Source organism: Microvirga terrae (assembly GCF_013307435.2).
In the GTDB taxonomy this organism is placed as follows: Bacteria; Pseudomonadota; Alphaproteobacteria; order Rhizobiales; family Beijerinckiaceae; genus Microvirga; species Microvirga terrae.
The window spans coordinates 3,159,093-3,177,948 of the sequence record NZ_CP102845.1; the positions used below are offsets into that span (position 1 = coordinate 3,159,093).

The 18,856-nt window shown below is 65.8% G+C and carries 19 protein-coding genes; 5 read left to right on the top strand and 14 right to left on the bottom strand.

Annotated features, from left to right (window positions below):
* Positions 1-63: 63 nt before the first annotated feature.
* Positions 64-471: a (R)-mandelonitrile lyase gene (locus tag HPT29_RS14860; protein ID WP_173946825.1), complete on the top strand. Its 408-nt coding sequence runs from the start codon at positions 64-66 to the stop codon at positions 469-471.
* 74 nt (positions 472-545) lie between these two features.
* Here the strand turns inward: HPT29_RS14860 and HPT29_RS14865 are convergent, their stop codons facing one another.
* The 5 genes from HPT29_RS14865 to HPT29_RS14885 all read right to left on the bottom strand — a co-directional run bounded on the left by HPT29_RS14865 (position 546) and on the right by HPT29_RS14885 (position 4,795).
* Positions 546-1,313: an SDR family NAD(P)-dependent oxidoreductase gene (locus tag HPT29_RS14865; RefSeq protein WP_173946824.1), complete on the bottom strand. Its 768-nt coding sequence runs from the start codon at positions 1,311-1,313 to the stop codon at positions 546-548.
* Between the two features lie 31 nt (positions 1,314-1,344).
* Complete coding sequence (locus HPT29_RS14870) at positions 1,345-2,589, bottom strand: flavin monoamine oxidase family protein (protein ID WP_173946823.1); 1,245 nt, start codon at positions 2,587-2,589, stop codon at positions 1,345-1,347.
* Between the two features lie 297 nt (positions 2,590-2,886).
* Positions 2,887-3,321: a potassium channel family protein gene (locus HPT29_RS14875; protein ID WP_173946822.1), complete on the bottom strand. Its 435-nt coding sequence runs from the start codon at positions 3,319-3,321 to the stop codon at positions 2,887-2,889.
* A 7-nt stretch (positions 3,322-3,328) separates the two neighbouring features.
* Complete coding sequence (cax, locus tag HPT29_RS14880; protein ID WP_173946821.1) at positions 3,329-4,465, bottom strand: calcium/proton exchanger; 1,137 nt, start codon at positions 4,463-4,465, stop codon at positions 3,329-3,331.
* Positions 4,466-4,504: 39 nt separating this feature from the next.
* Entirely contained in the window at positions 4,505-4,795 is a 291-nt protein-coding gene (locus tag HPT29_RS14885; protein WP_173946820.1) for a hypothetical protein, read from the bottom strand.
* A gap of 401 nt (positions 4,796-5,196) precedes the next feature.
* Here HPT29_RS14885 and HPT29_RS14890 point away from each other — a divergent pair, with 401 nt between their 5' ends.
* The 3 genes from HPT29_RS14890 (at position 5,197) to HPT29_RS14900 (ending at position 7,841) form a co-directional block, all read left to right on the top strand.
* Positions 5,197-5,622 carry a hypothetical protein gene (locus tag HPT29_RS14890; protein WP_173946819.1) on the top strand — a complete coding sequence of 142 codons (426 nt, stop codon included), beginning with the start codon at positions 5,197-5,199 and terminating at the stop codon, positions 5,620-5,622.
* 289 nt (positions 5,623-5,911) lie between these two features.
* Positions 5,912-6,373, top strand: coding sequence for a hypothetical protein (locus HPT29_RS14895; protein WP_173946818.1), 462 nt, complete (start codon positions 5,912-5,914; stop codon positions 6,371-6,373).
* 160 nt (positions 6,374-6,533) lie between these two features.
* The gene (locus HPT29_RS14900) at positions 6,534-7,841 is read left to right on the top strand and encodes an MFS transporter (RefSeq protein WP_173946817.1); all 1,308 of its coding nucleotides are present in this window, start codon (positions 6,534-6,536) and stop codon (positions 7,839-7,841) included.
* Between the two features lie 45 nt (positions 7,842-7,886).
* Here HPT29_RS14900 and HPT29_RS14905 read toward each other — a convergent pair whose 3' ends face one another.
* From HPT29_RS14905 to HPT29_RS14945, 9 genes are all read right to left on the bottom strand, one after another.
* Positions 7,887-8,228, bottom strand: a complete 342-nt coding sequence (locus HPT29_RS14905; RefSeq protein ID WP_173946816.1) for a phasin family protein — start codon at positions 8,226-8,228, stop codon at positions 7,887-7,889.
* Between the two features lie 21 nt (positions 8,229-8,249).
* Positions 8,250-9,485 (bottom strand): HlyD family secretion protein, encoded by a 1,236-nt coding sequence (locus tag HPT29_RS14910; RefSeq protein WP_173946815.1) that lies wholly within the window; start codon positions 9,483-9,485, stop codon positions 8,250-8,252.
* The gene (locus HPT29_RS14915; RefSeq protein WP_371823178.1) at positions 9,478-9,966 is read right to left on the bottom strand and encodes a hypothetical protein; all 489 of its coding nucleotides are present in this window, start codon (positions 9,964-9,966) and stop codon (positions 9,478-9,480) included. Before HPT29_RS14915 ends, HPT29_RS14910 begins: the two co-directional genes overlap by 8 nt.
* A 134-nt stretch (positions 9,967-10,100) precedes the next feature.
* Positions 10,101-10,907 carry an enoyl-ACP reductase FabI gene (gene fabI / locus HPT29_RS14920; RefSeq protein WP_173946814.1) on the bottom strand — a complete coding sequence of 269 codons (807 nt, stop codon included), beginning with the start codon at positions 10,905-10,907 and terminating at the stop codon, positions 10,101-10,103.
* Complete coding sequence (locus tag HPT29_RS14925; RefSeq protein ID WP_173946813.1) at positions 10,904-13,336, bottom strand: DUF3141 domain-containing protein; 2,433 nt, start codon at positions 13,334-13,336, stop codon at positions 10,904-10,906. The genes fabI and HPT29_RS14925 overlap by 4 nt, the downstream gene beginning before the upstream one ends.
* Positions 13,337-13,371: 35 nt before the next feature.
* Positions 13,372-13,884: a hypothetical protein gene (locus HPT29_RS14930; RefSeq protein WP_173946812.1), complete on the bottom strand. Its 513-nt coding sequence runs from the start codon at positions 13,882-13,884 to the stop codon at positions 13,372-13,374.
* Positions 13,885-13,901: 17 nt separating this feature from the next.
* On the bottom strand, positions 13,902-15,110 hold the full coding sequence (locus HPT29_RS14935) for an acetate/propionate family kinase (RefSeq protein WP_173946811.1): 1,209 nt from the start codon (positions 15,108-15,110) through the stop codon (positions 13,902-13,904).
* 3 nt (positions 15,111-15,113) lie between these two features.
* Entirely contained in the window at positions 15,114-16,091 is a 978-nt protein-coding gene (locus tag HPT29_RS14940; protein WP_173946810.1) for a phosphate acetyltransferase, read from the bottom strand.
* A gap of 156 nt (positions 16,092-16,247) precedes the next feature.
* Positions 16,248-16,697: a helix-turn-helix transcriptional regulator gene (locus HPT29_RS14945; RefSeq protein WP_259060042.1), complete on the bottom strand. Its 450-nt coding sequence runs from the start codon at positions 16,695-16,697 to the stop codon at positions 16,248-16,250.
* Between the two features lie 508 nt (positions 16,698-17,205).
* Here HPT29_RS14945 and HPT29_RS14950 point away from each other — a divergent pair.
* A complete protein-coding gene (locus HPT29_RS14950; RefSeq protein ID WP_173946808.1) occupies positions 17,206-18,852 on the top strand; it encodes an L-serine ammonia-lyase in 1,647 nt (548 codons plus the stop codon).
* Positions 18,853-18,856: the final 4 nt, after the last annotated feature.

Here is an 18,856-nt window from a genome sequence, read left to right on the forward strand (position 1 = left end):
GGAACGGACCTAGATACATCGCCGACAGCAGCCTCACTGATTCCGAACACAAGGACTTCGACCATGGACATCACGAGAGCCGGATCACAGCCATCCGGGAAGGGACCGCACGAATACTTCACCGGGACAGTGCGCATCGACCCCCTGTTCAGCCCGCCCGATCCGGCGCGGGTCGCCGGTGCCCTCGTGACCTTCGAGCCCGGCGCCCGCACCGCTTGGCACACCCATCCGCTCGGGCAGACCCTCATCGTCATGACGGGCCGCGGCCTCGTTCAGCGCGAGGGCGGTCCGGTCGAAGAGATCCGGCCCGGCGACGTGGTCTGGTTCCCTCCAGGCGAGAAGCACTGGCACGGCGCGTCTCCGACCACGGCCATGAGTCACATCGCCATCCAGGAGAAGCTCGACGGTTCACCCGTGGACTGGATGGAGCACGTCACCGACGAGCAGTACGGGGCGTCGGCCAAGGCGTAAGTTACCGTCAGGTCTGGCCCGGACAGATCCAGCGATATTCAATCCGAGCCTTGAGCCGGAGGCCTCGTCTCGATTCAGAACAGCGTCATGCCGGTCAGAGCAGCAAGTCTGGTCATGAGCGCGTCCTGGAACACGGGATCGGACGCTTCCGTGGCCGGGGCCTGCCGCTCGCGGTGGTACCAGTACCCACCGCTGACCATTGCGGCCGGATCGTTGCACGTCGCGAGCCAAGTCTGGGTGCGATGGCCCTCCTCCAGATCGTCCGGCGCTCCACGACCACCCATTCGGGTCGGGACCCAGCCCGGATCGACCGCATGGCTCAAGACCTCCGGCCAGTGCCGAGCGACGGCAAGAGCGAGCGCTGCAACGTAGAGCTTGCTTTCCGAGTAAGCGCGGGTTGCATCCCAGCGGCGCTCGGTCCAGTCGATATCGTGCAGCGGCCCGGTGCCGCCCCGGTGCATGCCGCTGCTCAGGTAGATCAGCCGTTGAGGGCGTTCGACCAGGGCCGTCAGCATGTACGGGGCAAGCGTGTTGACCGCGAGAATGGCCGCGTGCCCCTCCGGGGTCGCCGACCGGTCCTTCACCGCATAGATGCCTGCATTGTGGATCACGGCATCCATGCGACCGAGGGCATTGACCTGAGCCGCGACTGAGCGGGTCTCTGTTGCACTGCCCAAGTCACCGACCACGACGCCGGCCGCACGCGGTGAAAGATCCACGAGCGCTGAGGCGCGCTGCGCGGATCGTGCATGCAGAACGACCCGGTGCCCCTGCCCGATCAGAGCCTGAGCGGCTGCGCGGCCCAGCCCTTCCGTGCTGCCGGTAATGAAGATCAAAGCCATGGCGCTCCCCCTGTTCCTTGACGCCGTAAACTTAGGACGCGCGAGCACCGAGCGCAGCGATGACCTCCTCGGCAGCCCGCAGCCCACTCTGGTAAGCGCCGTGGGCCGTCGAGAAGTCGTACCGCTCCGTCGCCTCCCCGGCGAAGAACAGCCGTTGGTCGAAGGGACGGGCGAGCCGATCCCGCGCGCCGGCGCACCCGGGCAGGGCATAGCTGTAGGCGCCTCCCACATGCTCCATGCGGCTCCAGTCGGACACCGCCAGCGGACGGAGCGTGGCGCGGACCTCCGAGCCGAACAGCGCCGCAAGCTGATCGACGGCATGGACGAAGCCGGCCGCAGGGCCGCTCTCGGCCAACGCACGGGCACCCTCCCCGCCGGAGAATCCCTCGATCACAGGCCGACCGAACGGGCGGATATAGTAGGACCCCGTGCGGGCGTCGTGTGGATCACCAATCACATGGGTCTCCGGTTCGAAGGGACTGTTGCCCACGATTTCCAGGAACACCTTCTCGTTCCGGCCGAGCGGCAGGCTTCCGGCGGCATGTCGCCAATCGTCGAGTGAGGCCGGCAGCCTGATCATCCCACCGGCGAGCACCGAGGTCGAAACGGTGAGGATGGCGCTTCGCGCCGTGATCGAACCGGCGCGTGTCACGATGCTCACACCGTCGACATCAAGATCGATGGCTTCAACCGGAGTGGCGACGCGCAGCGCGACGGTAGCCGGCAGGCCTGCCGCGACGAGGGTGCCGTATCCCGCCGGGACCCGCCAGTTATACCTGGTTGAAGCCCTGTCGTAGGCGAGATAATCGGCAACCGAGAGACGTTCGAGGCTGGCTCCGCTGATATAGCCGCTGATCGCCTGAAGATAGGCGTTCCATGCCCCGCCCGGCTGCAGCGCATCGGCCGCGCAGTCCCTTGGCGTGGGCTCGCTGACCAAGCGCTCGTGCCATGCGGCATAAGCCTCATCGGCGGCTTCCTGCTCCGCCTGGGAAAAGCCGAGGTCGCCATATTGCTGGTTCCAGGCCGACCGCCTGCGGTCCACGGCGAAACCGGACGCTTCGGCGATGCCGACCCACGGATTGCGATCGGCTGAATGGAGCCAGCCGCAGCCGAGATCGAGCGCATGCCCGGCGATGTTGACCGTTAGGGCACGGCCACCGATCCGCTGCGATGCTTCCAGCAACAGCGTGGACAGTCCATGATCCGCCGAACGACGCGCGGCCCCAATCCCTGCGGCGCCACCTCCGATGATGACGACGTCCCAGTCGATGCCCATCCATTCGGTCCATTCGCTACGATCACGGTCACCTACACCCGCCACGTTCGAGCGTCCACGGGAAAGCCGACCGAAGCGTTCCCGGGCCCCACGTCAATAGACCGAAGGCGGTTTTGGTTCAGCCCCGATCAACCACCGCATCAGAAGTCATGTTCGCGGCCGCCGAGGATGATCGGCTTTGGACCGGCGTATGGGCCGGACGATGCAGCCGAACGCGCTACCGCGGAAATGCGGCTAGTCCAGGCGCTGGAAGACCGGTGCGAACCCTATCAAGGCGTCTCGCCCATCTGCACGCGATCACGCCCCGGTCGTCTGGTCGCGGAGCCGCATACCCTGCCTCATCACCTCGAAGATGACCGCAGTCGACCAGCCGAACAAGAGCACGCCGTTCATGGCCGCCATCGGTCCGAGCAGGCGCCAGTGCTCTCCGGGCAAGACGTCACCGTAGCCCAGCGTCGTGTAGTTCACGAACGCGAAGTACAGCACGTCGGCCCCGGGAGGAGCGACATCCAGGATCGCATAAGCGAGCGACCAAGTGATGACCTCGGCCACATGAGCGACCAGGAGCACTCCGACGACCGCCACCATGAGGACGGAAAGCCAGGTCTGTCCCGAACTGTGCTTCCATTTCAGCACCCGGCGGCCAGTTGCCACGACTGCCGCCATCACGATGGCATGGATGGCAATGTTGCCCAGGCTGACGGCGCCACCCACGAGGAGTTGTCGCAACATGGTCCACCTATTGCGGCGTCGGGGACGGGATGAGGTACAGGATGGCCGCGATGATGACGTAGAGTGCCACCAACTGGGCGCCTTTGAACCAGTTGGATTGGCCTGTCGTCGCAACAGTTGCGCCCAGGAGTACCGCCCCGAACAGCATCCACATCTCGGCCTGGGAGAACACCAGGCGGAACTCCGCCGGTCCGATGGCCGGTGCGAGCAGCACGAGGACGGGGGCGACGAAGAGGGCGATCTGCACGCAGCTTCCCAGGGCGATGCCGATGCTCAGGTCGGCACGGTCGGCCCGACCCATGGCGATCGCCGAGCCGGACTCGGCGGCGCCGCCGACGAGCGCGAGCACGATCACCCCCATGAACATCTGCGACATGCCCAGCGCATGGCCGGCCTGCTCGGCGGCGCCCACGAGGATCTCGCTCATCCATGCGGCACCGAGGGACGCGCCCAGCAGCGTCGCGACACCCCATGCGAGGCTGGGATGATCGTGCGTTCCGGTGTCGGCGGCGGGGGAGCTCAGTTCGGCGAAGGTTTCCGGATGGGTCTTCAGGGAGTAGAGCAGGAAGAGCCCGTAGAGGCCGAGCAGGACGGCGGCCACGACGAGATCCAGGGTGGCGTGCACCCCGAGGTGCGATTCCTCTTCCAGGACACGGTGGAAGGCGCTAGGGAGCGCCAGGCTGATCCAGGCGAGCACCATGGTCGACGAGTAGGTTCTCACTGCGTCTGGATTGTATTTCTGCGTGTGATGCCGGAGGCCGCCGAGCAGAAAGGACAGGCCGAGCGCCACCAGCAGATTGGCGAGTAGGGCTCCGACGATGGAGGCGCGCACCATTTCCACGAGGCCCGCGCGCAGGGCCGTCATGGCGATGATCAGCTCCGGGAGGTTGCCGAAGGTGGCGTTGAGCAGACCTCCAATCGTCGACCCGGTATGGGCGGCGACCTGCTCGGTTCCCTGAACGATGAGCTTGGCGAACGGCATGATGGCCAAGGCGGCACAGAAGAAGATGATTCCGGCCGGAGCGATGCCTGCATGATCGAGACTCGCGGCGATGGGTGCGAGAACCAGGAGCCACAGAAGAGATGGCTTCAGCCAGGAGGCCACGGGCGCGAGGCGTGCGTCGGGATAGGGCTTGTCCGTCATGATATCGTCTCTTTCCCGCGTGGGTCTGGACAGCTCGGCTCACCGCCCGTTGTCGATCTCGACCGAGCGGCAGACCCCTCCGACCGGGCATTGCGCGACGTCGGCTGTCCTGACCCAGGCGGGACGTGCGGTTTCCTGGAACGCGCAGAAGCTCCCATCGCGAACGTAGCGATCGTAGGTTGCCGGTCCGGTACGCAGCACGGCCGCACCCCGCGAAGCCAAGATCCCTCTGACCTGGGCGCAGGTCATCGCAAGGGTCGTGGAGCCTGACTGGGCGTCGGCACCTGTGACGAAGCCCGCAGCGACGGCGGCCACCAGGAGTGCCCTCATGGCTTGTCTGCCTCTCGAAAGGCACCATAGCCGAGCGGGAACTCAGCGCTTGATCGGACGGGACAACCTCTTGACACTTTGCGCCGCCGCATGGGGCGAGCCGATCACCGCCCGGTGGCGTCGGAGGAGCGAGGACGGAGCGAGGGCACCACCCTGCTCCCAACCTTCGTCTCAGCGCCCGCCCAGGTGCCGCTTCCAACCATGCACCGGCTACCTCTCCATAGGACTCCTGGAGGCTGACCGTATCCGGCAGACCAGGAAGCACCCGCCATCGACGCGACGCCCATGGCCCAAACTGCCAAGCGCTTGTCCTCTTCCGTCAAGCATGATGTTGCAGCCCGCCTACCATGTTGCATTGGCGGGCAGCAGAGGACGACGATTCGGTCCTCGGGGAGGTCACGATGAGACTTGCGGGATTCCTGGGCCCTGCCGGACTTGGCCTGATCTTGATCATGTCGTCCGCCATGTCGGGTGCGGTGGCGCAGAGTGGGCTTGCCCGGTTCCAGGGCGCATGGCTGTCGGGCAGCGTGGATTGTGAGGAGGTCTACTCCTCGGCCGGCAAGGGAGTCTCGTTCAAACGACCGGTCGACATCTTCGCCCCCGCCTTCATCGTGACCGGAAGCCGCCTGAGGACGCCCCAGGCGACGTGCCGCATCAAGTCGGCTCGGCCGAACGGGGATCGTCAGCTCCTCGTCCTCGACTGCGCCAATTCGGTGGCCGGCAGCGAGGTCAGGGTTCTCATGTCCCTGCAACCGGACGGCTCTCTCCGGCGCTATTTCAACGAGCGGGATACGACCGGCACAGAGTACAAGCAGTGCTCCCGTTGAGACTCGCGAAAAAACCCGACCGCGGAGCGTTGCTCGCCCCTGCGACGGCTTAGTAACAGTCTCAAACTGTCAAGACTCTGTCTCAAGCGATCAAGCACGTCCTTCCGGCGGGTATAATCTGGCCCGTTGCGGGCTGCGGGTCATCTGCGGCGTCGCCGCCAGGGTCGAGAATGATCGGGGTCCGGTCCGCGTGGCCGAGCCAATCCCGTGCGCTGCCGATGAACGAGGCGGCACAGGTCCGGAGGCACGCAAGAGAACCGGAGCGGACATCAAGCCTTTGGAGGCTGCCATGAAGAAACTTGCAACACTCGCCACGGCCGCGTTGATCCTGACGGGCAGTGTCGGGACGGCCGACGCACAATACTGGCGCGGCCCGGGCTGGGGCTATGGCGGGTACTATCGGTCGGGCTGGGGAGGCGGTGCCGTTGCGGCCGGACTGGTCGGCGGAGCGATCCTCGGTGGACTGATCACCGCGGCCGCGACGGCCCCTGCCTACGGGTATGGGTACGGCTACCCGGCCTATGGCTATCCTGCCTATGCCCCATGGCCGGGCTACTATTACCCCCGTCCCGCCTACTACTATCCCCGGCCGGTCTATTACGGCCCGGGCTACTATCCCCGCCCGGCCTATTACGGGCCGCGGGTCTATCCACGGCGCGTCTATTACGGCCCTCGCTACTATGGCGCATATCGAGGGTACTATGGTCCGCGCTATCTGGGGCCCCGGGTGGCCTACCGCCGATATTATTGAGGATGCCGGGCGCCGGCGTCCGCCACGGACCGACGCCGGCTGAGCCTCCGTATGACGGGCGAACGGCCGTGGTCTGTCACGCTTCGGCTCGGATGCAGCGCACCGAGCCGGTCGCCGCGGCTCCGTTGCAATGGGGAAAGTGCATAAGCGGATGACGGAGGTGAGCCCACGAGCCGCGTCCACGGATGGAGCGGCGGATCCCGCCCGCCTCTGGATCGTCGTGGGCATGCTCTGCCTGCTCATGCTCATCAACTTCGCCGACCGAGCGGTGCTCGGTCTGGCCGCTGTTCCGATCATGCGGGAAATGGGGCTGAGCCATTCCGAGTTCGGCCTGATCGCAGCGAGCTTCTTCACCTTCTTCTCGCTGAGCGCGGCGATCGGCGGCTTTCTCGTGAACCGGGTCGCCACCACCTGGGTACTGGCCGGCCTTGCGCTGATCTGGTCCCTCTGCCAGTTGCCAATGCTGCTGCCGGTCACCGTGACGGCCTTGGTGGCCAACCGGGTGCTGCTTGGCTTCGGCGAAGGCCCCGCCTACCCCGTGGCGGTCCATGCCGCCTACAAGTGGTTCCCGAGAGAGCACCGGGCATTGCCGACAAGCCTCATTGCCGTCGGAGCCCTGGCGGGCAACGGGATCGTTGCGCCGGTGATCGTCACCGTCATTGCCGCTTGGTCGTGGCAGGCCGCCTTCGGGCTGCTCGGTCTGCTCGGCATCGTCTGGTGTGTCGCCTGGCTGATGGTCGCCCGCGAGGGACCCCTTGTCGCCGAGGGCCGGGTCACGGGCAGCGTCGTCGAACCCGAGAAACAGCTGTCATACCGCCGCCTGCTCGGATGCCGGACGGTGGTCGGGGTCGAGATTGTCGGCTTCAGCGCCTATTGGCTCCTGACGATAGCGATCGTCTGGCTGCCGGCCTTCCTGCACCAGGCCTTCGGCTACACGCCAATCCAGGCCGGCTGGATCATGATGCTGGCTTCTCTCTGCCAGATCATTCTGCTGCCCGGCGTATCCAGCCTTTCCGACGGCCTCAAGCGGCGTGGCGTTTCGAGCCGGATCGCGGGCGGATGGGTTGCATGCGCGGCTGTCCTCGCCTCCGGCCTCATGGTGATCCTGATGTCGCTCTCCACCGGCTCGGTGCTCGTGATCGTCTGTACGGTGGTTGCGTTCTCTCTCTGCAACGTGATGTTCGTGCTCGGCCCCGTCCTGGTTGCCGACGTCACACCGGTCGCGCAGCGCGGAGCCGCCCTCGGCATGGTCAACGCCATCACGACGCTGGCGGGTCCCTTTGCCCCGACGGTCATGGGAGTGATGGTCGATGCCAGTGCCGGAACTCCCGAAGGAACCCGCAACGCACTCCTGCTTTCGGGACTTCTTGCCGTGGTCGGGGCCTCCGCCGGGTTTGTCCTGATCGACCCGGAGGCTGACCGGGCTCGGGATGCGCCATCGCTCCGGATGGAGCGTTCCTCAGCTTGAGACCGGCCGGGAGCCTTGCCGGCGTCGAGGGTTCTGGCGAAGCCCTCACCGTCCGGACCGACCCCCGTCGTTCATGGCCCTGGTGCACAGCGCCATCAGTCTGGTCATCTCCGATCCGTAGTCGCGCAGGGTCTCCTCGACCCAGCGGGTCTGGATCGCCGTCGCGTCTGCCGGGTTCCTGCAGCCCAGCATGTCCCGGGCGGCCTCACCGTCCTTTCCGAGCCGCATCGAGACGAATTCGATCATCTCGCGATGGCATTCCGTAGCGACGGCGATCCACGTCTCGGCCGACTTCGCCAAGGCCTGACCGCCATCGCCCGCCATGACGAGCGCATCGGTGCCGCGCCGCATCTCGGACGTGGCTGACATCTTCGGCATGATGGCCATGAATCGTCCTCCTTGTGTATGTCAGTGCCCGCCGAGCACGAGGGTCTGGATCGGGTACACCAGTGCCTGGATGCGCAGGATCATGGCGTGCACGAGCCCGACGGCATCCACCCCATGAAGGGCCAACCCCTTCAGGGTGCCGACCTGCCCCGAAGCGATCAGGTCGTGGTTGCTGGTATAGGCGTTGGCGATGCAGCTGCTGCCCGGCGTGACGCCATCGAACCCATCCTCGTAGAGCGGCTCGAGAAAGACCAGGATCGTGCCCGGCCGGACCACCTGCTGCGCGTCGAGCAACTGCTCGCCGCTGCGGATCTGACCGGCCGCGATGAAGTCCTGCACGCCCGTCACCACCATCGGGATGACCGTCCAGGGCTTCGACGCGCAGGTGGCCTCGGCCACCATGCCGACCTTCATGATCTGGGCCTCGATCTGACCGAAGCCGGCCTGCAGGCGCCCTCGCCCGGCACCTTCCGGAATCAGGACGCCGGCGGGACGCATCAGTGGGTTGACGACGTCGCCCACGCGCAGCGTGAACTGCTCCACCTGCCCGTTCACGCCCGCCCGGACCACGGTCTTGTCCAGTTCCACCTGGGCTTGAGCCAGCTCGGCCTCGGCACTGGCCTTCTCGGCCGGCAGCAGGGTCGAGATCCGAGTCTCCGCCTGCGCCCGTGCCGCCGTGGCGGCGTCGATGGTGCCTTGGCGCCCCTGCACGGTGACCTGGAGCCGCTCGATGTCGCGCGTGGCCACGGCGCCTGGATTGCGGCGGTAGATCTCCTGCTTCGTCTCCAGCTCGTCGACGGCCTGCTGATAGGCGCTCCTCGCTTCGATGATCCTGCCTTCGGCCGCCGCGACATCGGTCCGCGCGGCCACCAGTTCGGCCTCGACCTCGGCGATCCGGCGGCGCGCGGTCTCCGCTGCAGCCTCTTGCTTCGAGTTGTCGAGCCGGAAGATCGGCGTGCCTTGTTTGACCGCGCCGCTCACGCTGTTAACGAAGATTTCGGCGACGCGCCCATTGGTCTCGGGCAGGATCGGGATGGTGCGGAAGAACGCCGTGGCGTTCGTGGTCGAGGGGTGGTTGTAGAAGATCACCGTGATCAGCCCGATGGTGAGCATCAGGCAGGTGATGATGCCCCAGCGCAGCTCGAACCACATCGAGAAGAGCGTGATCTCCTTGCCGATCCGTTTGCCCTGGGCATACCGGCGGTAGAGATAATCCGGCAGGATCGTCAGCAGGGAGCAGAGGAGAAGCTCAAGCATGGGTCCGCTCCTTCGGGGTCCGGGACAAGGCGATGGTTTTCGGCACCTGAACCGCGTCGCTGCTGGCTGCTTCCGTCGTGCTGGCGCCCAACCCCGATTCATCCGGCGCCTCGCCGGCCCCTTCGCCGGGCTTCAGGCCGGCGATCCTTTCGAGCGATCCTGCGATCCTGCGAAGTGGATTGCCAAAATCCGGAATGTCGATCAGGGCGAGCAGGAGCCCGGCCACCCAGAACAGGTGCACATGCGTGAACAGGGCGAGCAGTCCGAGCACGGCGACGATCTCGAATTGCAGCTTGTGCGACCTGTGCGCCATGCGCTCGGGCAAGGTGTGCAGCCGCAGGAACAGCAGGCCGACGGCCAGCACCGCGAGCACCAGGAACACCGCCACGACGACCATCAGGACATCGGTCTCGCCAGGCGCGGCGATGAACACCGGCAGGTGGTGGGGGGCGGCAGGATGCAGATTCATTGGCGCGGCCATGAAGGCTCTCCCAGGATCATCCAGGCAGTCGGCCCGAGGACGGGCGCCACCGGGCCTGTCGACGGATTGGGCAACGGAACATCGAACGTCATCAGCACCTCCCTTTGTCGCCCTTCGGTCCCAGGACGGTCCAATCACGCCATGATGCTGAGGCCGCCGTCGACATAGGTGGTTGTCCCCGTCAGCCGTCGGGCGAAGGGTGTCGTCAGGTATGCGGCGGTCAGGCCGACATCGTCGATATCGACCAGCTCGCCGATCGGAGCCCTCTCGATGGCCTCGGTGAGAAGCACGTCGAAGTCCTTCAGACCGGAGGCCGCGCGGGTTTTCAGGGGCCCGGGCGAGACGGCGTGCACCCTGATGTGCTTCTCGCCGAGTTCATAGGCGAGATAGCGCACGGCACTCTCCAGCGCTGCTTTCACCGGGCCCATGAGGTTGTAGTTCGGGACCACCTTGTTGGCGCCGTGATAGCTCATCGCGAGCAGCGTGCCGCCCTCCTTCATCAAGGGCTCCGCCAGGCGGGCCATGCGGATGAAGGAGTGGCAGGAGATGTCCATCGCCACCTTGAAGCCTTCGCCGGAGCTGTCCAGAAGACGTCCCTGGAGATCCTCCTTCGGTGCGAACGCGATGGAATGGAGGGCGATGTCGAGGCTGCCCCAGGTCTCGCCGATCCGCCCGAAGACAGCTTCAAGCTCACCGTCGCGCCCCACATCGCAGGGCACAAGAATCGAGGCGCCCAGCTCCTTCGCAAGGGGCTCGACGTAGGGCCGGGCCTTTTCGTTGAGATAGGTGATCGCGAGCTCGGCCCCGAGCTGGCGGAAGACCCTGGCGCAACCATAGGCGATCGAGTGCTCGTTGGCGATGCCGACGACGAGCGCCCGCTTGCCATGCAGTATGTTTGACTGAAGCGCGCCCGGAGGCAGCTCGGCCGGATGATCGTTCATGAACTTGCTCTCGCACGTCTGGTTTCGCGGGTCTGGCGGGGGCGCCTCGGCCGCGTCATGGCCTCTGGACGGCCGGCCGCCCGATCCTTCGTCAACTCCACCGTGATCGGCTCACGCTTTTCTCCGCTTCCGGCCCCATCCTCGGCGAGCAGCCGCCTGATCTCGACCAGCAAGGCGACTTGCTCGCTGTTGGCTTCGATCCGGCCCTCGACGCGGTCGAGCAGGTCGAGCAGACCACGCCGGTCCTCCGAGGTTCGCAGAAGCTTCGGCAGCGCCGACAGAGCCTTCACCGGCTCGTAATCGACGATATAGGACTGCTCCCGGATGATCCCGCGAGCCGCTTCCGCCGGCATGTCGATGAGTCCGATGTCCTTGCCGACAAGATCGCGGGCCCGCTTCATGGCCGAGAGCCTGCGACGGCCCGTACCGGCCTTCATCAGCAGGAGCGCCGTGCGGACGAACGCCCTCGTCCGGTCGCCCTCCTCGATGCGGGAGAGCGCCTCCTTGACCAAACGGGTATCTCGGACAGCGATGGACGGTTCATCCGGGACGCCCGCCGCTTCTTCCGCCGCCATGCCGATTCCGGCCGGACCATAGGTCCGGAAGAAAGTGTTCTCCACGGTGGCATCGCGCAGGTCACGATAGAGATCCCACGAGGCGGAGGTCAGGGCGGCAGTCCAGCGTTCCATCATGGCCATCGGCCCCTCGGTGTCGCGCGGAGCCCGGTTCGCCCTGGTCATGTCGGCCATGCCCTTTAGCGGCCACAGGAACGGGTTGAGGTCCGACACCGCCCAGCGTTGCGCCCGCTGCGGGTGCAGCGCCCGCCTCATGGCCGCCCCCGTAGGCGTCGCCACGGCGGAAACGGCGGGATGGACGAAGGTCTCGTAGGTGGAGGCAAGCATCTCGGAGGTTGCTTCGACGGCTTGGAACGGCATCTCGTCCTTGCGGCCATATTTTTGCAGGACCTGAAGGTCCTCGACCTGACGCTCAGTCAGCAGCACGTCGTAGCGCACGCTCCCGTCCACCTTCTGCTCCTCGACCTGCATGCCGTAGAGGCCGGGCGGCAGATGTTCGATGTAGTCGATCAGGTCGACGATCTGGGTGTGCTCGCGCTTGGCGACCGCCCCGGAGACGAAGATGCCGAGATGGCCGACGCTCTTGTGCATCAGGCCGACGATGACCTGCCCGTTCGCCTTGAGGGCCTCCGTCGTCGGATAGAGGTCGGCGACCCAGTTGAAGGCCTGTTGCGGCGGCGTGATGTTGTCGCCAAGCGACGCGAATACGATGATGGGCGACTGGATTGCCCGCAGATCGAAGGCACGCCCCTCCGACCACTCGGCGTCGCCGTCGGCGAGGTTGTTGCCCACGAACAGGTTCTCGACGATCCACCTGATCTCCTCCCGCCCCATCAGGAAGAATCCGCCCCACCAGCGCTCAAACTCGAGGAAGCGCTCCGGCTCGGTGTCGATCTTGGAAAAGAGCGTGTAGTATTTGTCGAAATAGGTGTTGGCCGGGTTGAGGTACTCGAAGTTCTCGACGAGGTTGGCCCCGTCGAAGGTTCCTGCCCCGAGATCGCTTGCCAGGAGCGCGGGCCAGGTGCCTCCGAGCATCCCGCCGGCATAGCGCATCGGGTTCTCGCCATCATTGCCGGCCCAATACGACATTGGCGCCCCGTTGATCACGATGGGACCGACCAGATCGGGCTCCAGTGCCCCGACCAGCATCGAGGCCCATCCGCCCTGGCAGTTGCCGATCACCACCGGCTTGCGGGTCTTGGGATGGCGCTCGCCGACGATGCGGAGGAACTCGGCCTCGGCGCGGGAGACATCCGCAAGGGTCTGCCCCGGCATCGGTTCGGGAAAGAAGATCACGAAGTAGACCGGGTGGCCTGCCTTGAGCGCCACGCCGACCTGCGAGTCCTGCTTGAAGCCGCCGATCCCCGGCCCATGGCCGGCCCGGGGATCGATGATAACGAAGGGGCGGCGCTCCGGATCCGTCGTGACGCCGTCCGGCGGGGCGATGCGCACGAGAGCGTAGTTCACGGGACGCGCGAACGTCCGGGCATCGGCGATCATCTCCCAACCGAAGTCGAGAAGCGGCGGCTTGCCGGCCTTCTCGTGCTCGATCCAGTTGTTGCCGCGCTGGCGCAGGGTGTCCCAGAACAGGATGGAGCGCTGCGTGAAGTCGAGCCAGTAGGAGCTTGCATCGCGCCAGAATTCGAGCGGTGTCGCGGGACGGGTCGGCCCGTCCCGCAACGGCTCGCCGGCGACCTTCATCGCGCCGAGGTAGCGCCGCCATGCGTTTGCGCATCGCTCATGATAGACCTGCGTGACCGTCGCCTGTGCACGGGCGACCTTCTCCACACGCGTCAGCGCTGGATTGTCATCGGGTCCCGTTCGAGGTTCGGCCTGCTGTTTCGCTGTTCGCATCATAGTGTTCCGCACGGGAGGGCCTCAGTCGGGGGTCACCGCTTGGTTTCGCCCCATTTGAGAAAGAAGCCGACATCGCCCGGCATTCCGCCCGGCCACTCGATGATCATCGCGTTCAGCTTGAAGCCCGCATCCCGGAGCTGGTCTCGCCACAGCTCGTAGGCTTGGCGCGGACGTCCGGTCAGCGTTTCCGGCCAGGTCTGGTCGGCATTGTTGATCGCCCGCCCATGGTCCGAGCAGAGGTCATTGGGGAACCGCATGACCATCAGCTCCGTCTGGCCGCGCTCCGCCGCAGCGCGCAGCTTCGCCTTCAGCGGCACGAGGATGTCCCTCAATTGCTCGGTAGTCAGTTCCAGCGGCTCCGACATCCGTTTGATCAGATCCTGACGCGCCTTCTCGGCCCGGTCCATGCCTTCCGTAGACTTGGACGCTTTCGCCGTCTTCATCTCGGTCATGTAGTTGCGCAGGTCCGCGGCGGACATGAACGTCTCGTCCCCAAGCTGATCCTGGGTCTTGCCTTCGTCCGGCTTGGTGTTCAGCGTTTCCATGACATCGATCTCCCTGTTCAAGATGCGAGCCGCTCACGGGTCGCGTCGAGCACGCGGCCCGTCTGCCGTGCGATCACCAGCTCCTCATTGGTGGGAATGACCCACGCGGTCGGCCCGGTACCGAATGTGATCTGGGGTCCCCCGGCGCTGTTGGCCGCCTCATGAAGGCTGAACCCTGCCCAGGACAGGCCGGAGATGACCTCGGCGCGGGTCGCCACGTCGTTCTCGCCGATGCCGGCCGTGAAGACGAGCCCGTCGATGCCGCCGAGCGCCGCCACGAGCGAGCCGATCTCGCGGGTGATGCGATAGACGAAAAGGTTGATGGCGCGCCTGGCATCCTGGTCGCTCGCCGCCTTGGAGCGAAGAACCCGCATGTCGTTCGAGATGCCGGACACCCCGAGAAGGCCGGACTTGGTGTAGAGCATGCGCTCCGCCTCCTCCGGCGAGAGCTTCATCTCGCGGAGCATGAAAAAGACGACGCCCGCATCGATAGCGCCGCAGCGGGTGCCCATCGGCAGACCGTCGAGCGCGGAGAACCCCATGGTCGTCGCGACACTGACCCCGCCTTTGAGCGCACACAGGCTCGCGCCGTTGCCGAGATGGGCGACGATGACCTTGCCGTCGGCCAGACGAGGGTCGTAATCGCGGAGGGTCGATGCGATGTATTCGTAGGACAATCCGTGGAAGCCGTAGCGCCGCACGCCGAGATCGCGCATCTCCCGCGGCAGTGCGAACAGGCTCGCGATGTCGGACTGGGTCTGGTGGAAGGCCGTGTCGAAGCAGGCAATCTGCGGCAGCCCCGGCAGCCGGCGGCGGACGATCCGGATCGGCTCGAGATTGTGGGGCTGATGCAGCGGAGCCAGCGGCACCAGAGCCTCGAGGGCCTCGACGACGGAATCGTCGACCAGCACCGGAGCGGAGAAGGATTGCCCGCCATGAACCACCCGATGTCCGATGGCGGCAAGCTTTCGTCCCTCCTGATGGGAGCGCAGCCATGACACGAGATGCATCAGCGCTTCCTCGTGCCCGATCCGGTCACCGGAACTCCAGGTCATCTCGTCGAGGGCCGCCCCGTCATTGTCCTTGACGACGAAGTGCGCTGATCCTCCGAGCCCCTCATACAAGCCCTTCCAGACGAGTTGCGGCTCCGCATCGTCCACCATGTCGAAGACCTGGAACTTGAGGCTCGACGATCCGGCATTGAGGACGATGAGGACGGGGATCATGGCTCAGACCTCCGGGATGGCGAGCTTCGCGCGCTGCGCGTCGGCGACCAGCGAAGCGACCGCGCAGGAGGCCAGGCGGGTGATGGTCGAGTCGGCCCGACTGGTGAGGATGACCGGCACGCGGGCGCCGAGCACGATGCCGGCGGCATCGGCGTCGGCCAGGAAGGTCAGGCTCTTGGCCAGCATGTTGCCCGCTTCGAGATCCGGCACCACCAGGACATTGGCCTGCCCTGCGACGGGGGACTCGATCTTCTTGATCTTGGCGGCGCCGAGGTCGATGGCGTTGTCGAGCGCGAGAGGTCCGTCGAGAATGCCGCCGGTGATCTGCCCGCGGTCGGCCATCTTGCACAACGCCGCGGCTTCGATGGTGGAAGGCACCTTCGGGTTCACGGTCTCCATGGCCGACAGGATCGCCACCCGCACGGGGTCGACGCGCAGGGCCCGGGCGAGGTCGATGGCGTTCTGCACGATGTGAACCTTGTCCTCCAAGGTCGGTGCGATGTTCACCGCCGCATCGGTGATGATCAGCGCGGTCTCGTGTGTTGGAACGTCCATGACGAAGCAGTGACTGATCCGGCGGGCGGTGCGGAGTCCTCCCTCGCGACGGACGATGGCGCCCATGAGCTCGTCCGTGTGCAGGCTGCCCTTCATCAGCGCTTCCGCCTGACCGCACCGTACGAGGTTGACGGCCTCCTCCGCGGCCGCGTGACTGTGCCGGGCCTCGACGATGCGCATCGTGGACACATCCTTGCCGAGCGCCGCCGCGGCGGCCGCGATCCGGGCCTGCGGCCCGACCAGGATCGGCTCAATCAGGCCGAGATCGGTTGCCTCGAACACCGCCCCCAGGGAGGCTGCATCGCAGGGGTGAGCCACCGCGACTTTCAACTTCGGGAGGGACTGGGCGACTGCCACAAGCCGATCGTACTTGTCATGCCGCCGTCGATCCTGGGACACATCTTGGGATTGAACCGCAACCGTCATGCTGGCCTCCGCTCTTTGCTCCCGATTGACGGTCGCCACTGGTTGCCGGAGGTGGGAGTATGGCCGTTTCAACCCGCGCTGCTTGACCTGTTGGGCCATCGTGTTGACAGTTTTGGACTGCCGTCCCGAAATGACCGGCCATCCCGCACGGCCATGTCAGGAGGGGTCGCCCGAGCGGCGGGTTGACGGAATGCTGGACTCTCGGTCGCGCCGCCTGTGGATTCGCGGCGCCTTCCGAAGACCGGGGTGATCGCTGCGCCATGCCGAAGGCGTGTGTCCCGACCAGCGCCGGAAGGCGCGCGTGAACGCGCTCAACTCGGAGTACCGCAAGACCGCCGCGATCTGGCTCAGCGGCATGTCGGTATTCTTCAGAAGGTCGCACGCGATCTCGAACCGGATCTCGTTCGCCACCTGTCGGAAGGCGAGGCCTTCATTGCGCAGGTGCCGGCTCAAGGTGCGGCGGTGCATGGAAAAGAGACGCGCGATGCTCACCGCGGAACAGGTGTCCCGGAACAGTTCAATCCGAAGCACCCGGCGAAGGTCTTCGGTGAGGGAGTCGAGTCCAGAGGCCGAGGGCGCTTCGTCTGCCCGGCGGGTGAACGACATCTCCATCGCTCCTTCCCCTTTCCTGCACCATTCTTGTACCGTTCATCCCCGCGAACAATCCACAGAGCACGGGTGTGATCCCATCTGGGCATTCTTGCACGCGACGTCACGGGAACGGCCGAGTTCCGCCCTGCCGGGTCGACGGCGCGCGGAAGCATTCTAGGCCAGCGGGAATGGGATGCTTGACCAGTCTGGACAATCTCTTGACAGTTTACGCCGCAGGCCGTCCGCGGCGACGACATCCCGCATCACGCTGGGCCACCTCCCCGGACACGCGTCAGATCGACTGCAGCAACATCAAAATTTCGGCTTGGCTGGAGCCCGGCCGGTCTCGTCGATCCGCGATCAGGCATCTCAAAGTGTCAAGAGATTGTCCCTTTCAGTCAAGCACTGCCATCCGGGAATCCTAAGATGATGCCCAAGGGAAGGAAACCCTTCCGGCGAGAACGGAAACGGAGATGCGCGCCGATCCCGCGGCGCCTCCTAAATCCGAATAGGAGGACACGCCATGACTCGCTCCAGCAAGGATGACGAGCTGCTTTCCACACCGCCCGATCCGGCCAGTCTGCCCGCAGGCATCGACCGCCGGACATTCTTTGTCCGCCATGCCGCGATCGGCGCGGCGGCCGTGATGACCGGCACCACCTGGGCGCCTGAGGCTCGCGCCCAGCAGGCCGCGACGGAAGCCGCCGCGCAGCAGGCCAAGAAGGAAGCCGCAGGCGGCGATGCCGGCCTCAAGATGAGCTCGGCCCTCTCGCCCGATCTCGACGTCGTCAAGTCGTCGAAGGGCCCGGTCATGACGGTGGCGGACGAATTCTACAAGGTCGGCCCCGGCCCTTCGAGCTCGCATACGATCGGGCCGATGCGGATCACCTATGACTTCTATCAGCGCGTCACGAAGCTGCCCGCGGATCAACTGGCACAGGCCACCGGCCTCAAGGTCCATCTCTTCGGCAGCCTGAGCGCCACGGGCAAGGGCCACGGCACCGAACGCGCGGCCCTCGCCGGCCTTGTCGGCAAGGAGCCGGCGACCGTCGATCCGCGCTTTCTCGACGAGATGATCGCCAAGCCGGATCAGACCTATCCGGTGAAGGTCGGAAGCAAGTCGTTCAACCTGTCCCTTGCCGATATCGTCTATGACGCGACCAAAGGGGACTTCCCGCACCCGAACACCATGACGGCCCGCCTCATGGCGGGCGACAAGGTGCTCTACGAGCAGGAGTATTATTCGGTCGGCGGCGGCTTCATCGAGTGGAAGGGCTATGAGCCTCCCAAGAAGGGAGCGCCGAAATACCCCTATGCCACCATGAAGGAACTGCGCCAGCACGCGGAGAAGAATAATCTCTCGATTGCCGACGTCATGATGGCGAACGAGATTGCCGTATCCGGAAAGAACGAGGAAGAGATCAACGCCTTCCTGGACAAGATCGCCAATGCGATGATCGCCACGGTGAAGACCGGTCTGTCCTACAAGGACGACGTTCTGCCCGGGCCGATCAAGCTCCACTCCAAGGCGGCCACGGTCTACGAGCGGGCGATGGATGACACCTACATGAGCGACCGCGCCATCGGGCTGGTCTCGGCCTTTGCCCTGGCCGCTTCCGAGGAGAATGCCCGCGGGCACCTCGTCATCACGGCGCCGACCGGCGGGTCCGCCGGGGTGATGCCGGCGATCGTCTACGCCCTGACCCAGAGCGGACGCGCGGTGCCGTTGGACAAGATCCGCCAGGGCCTGCTGGCCGGCCTGGCCGTCGGCTACCTGTGCAAGCACAACGCGACGCTGGCCGCCGCCGAAGGCGGATGCCAGGCCGAGATCGGCGTCGCGTCCGGGATGGCCGCGGCCCTGATCACGCAGGTGCTGAACCAGCCGCCGCACGTGATCGAGAATGCCGCCGAGTCGGCCCTCGAGCACCACCTCGGCATGACGTGCGATCCCGTCGCGGGCTATGTGCAGGTTCCCTGCATCGAGCGCTGCGCCTTCGGGGCGGTGAAAGCCTGGGCGGCCGCCATGATCGCCACCAACGAGATCGCGAGCCGGCACCGGGTCGATCTCGACACGACGATCAAGACGCTGTCCGACACCGCGAAGGACATGAACCCGAAATACAAGGAGACGAGCGAGGCCGGCCTCGCCCAGAACCTCGTGCTCTGCTGAACCG

Excerpts from the sequence above, each read along its gene's own strand:
- HPT29_RS14860 (WP_173946825.1), top strand. The coding sequence starts at position 64 with ATGGACATCACGAGAGCCGGATCACAGCCATCCGGGAAGGGACCGCAC.
- HPT29_RS14865 (WP_173946824.1), bottom strand. The coding sequence starts at position 1,313 with ATGGCTTTGATCTTCATTACCGGCAGCACGGAAGGGCTGGGCCGCGCA.
- HPT29_RS14870 (WP_173946823.1), bottom strand. The coding sequence starts at position 2,589 with ATGGGCATCGACTGGGACGTCGTCATCATCGGAGGTGGCGCCGCAGGG.
- HPT29_RS14875 (WP_173946822.1), bottom strand. The coding sequence starts at position 3,321 with ATGTTGCGACAACTCCTCGTGGGTGGCGCCGTCAGCCTGGGCAACATT.
- cax (WP_173946821.1), bottom strand. The coding sequence starts at position 4,465 with ATGACGGACAAGCCCTATCCCGACGCACGCCTCGCGCCCGTGGCCTCC.
- HPT29_RS14885 (WP_173946820.1), bottom strand. The coding sequence starts at position 4,795 with ATGAGGGCACTCCTGGTGGCCGCCGTCGCTGCGGGCTTCGTCACAGGT.
- HPT29_RS14890 (WP_173946819.1), top strand. The coding sequence starts at position 5,197 with ATGAGACTTGCGGGATTCCTGGGCCCTGCCGGACTTGGCCTGATCTTG.
- HPT29_RS14895 (WP_173946818.1), top strand. The coding sequence starts at position 5,912 with ATGAAGAAACTTGCAACACTCGCCACGGCCGCGTTGATCCTGACGGGC.
- HPT29_RS14905 (WP_173946816.1), bottom strand. The coding sequence starts at position 8,228 with ATGGCCATCATGCCGAAGATGTCAGCCACGTCCGAGATGCGGCGCGGC.
- HPT29_RS14910 (WP_173946815.1), bottom strand. The coding sequence starts at position 9,485 with ATGCTTGAGCTTCTCCTCTGCTCCCTGCTGACGATCCTGCCGGATTAT.
- HPT29_RS14915 (WP_371823178.1), bottom strand. The coding sequence starts at position 9,966 with ATGGCCGCGCCAATGAATCTGCATCCTGCCGCCCCCCACCACCTGCCG.
- fabI (WP_173946814.1), bottom strand. The coding sequence starts at position 10,907 with ATGAACGATCATCCGGCCGAGCTGCCTCCGGGCGCGCTTCAGTCAAAC.
- HPT29_RS14925 (WP_173946813.1), bottom strand. The coding sequence starts at position 13,336 with ATGCGAACAGCGAAACAGCAGGCCGAACCTCGAACGGGACCCGATGAC.
- HPT29_RS14930 (WP_173946812.1), bottom strand. The coding sequence starts at position 13,884 with ATGGAAACGCTGAACACCAAGCCGGACGAAGGCAAGACCCAGGATCAG.
- HPT29_RS14935 (WP_173946811.1), bottom strand. The coding sequence starts at position 15,110 with ATGATCCCCGTCCTCATCGTCCTCAATGCCGGATCGTCGAGCCTCAAG.
- HPT29_RS14940 (WP_173946810.1), bottom strand. The coding sequence starts at position 16,091 with ATGACGGTTGCGGTTCAATCCCAAGATGTGTCCCAGGATCGACGGCGG.
- HPT29_RS14945 (WP_259060042.1), bottom strand. The coding sequence starts at position 16,697 with ATGTCGTTCACCCGCCGGGCAGACGAAGCGCCCTCGGCCTCTGGACTC.
- HPT29_RS14950 (WP_173946808.1), top strand. The coding sequence starts at position 17,206 with ATGACTCGCTCCAGCAAGGATGACGAGCTGCTTTCCACACCGCCCGAT.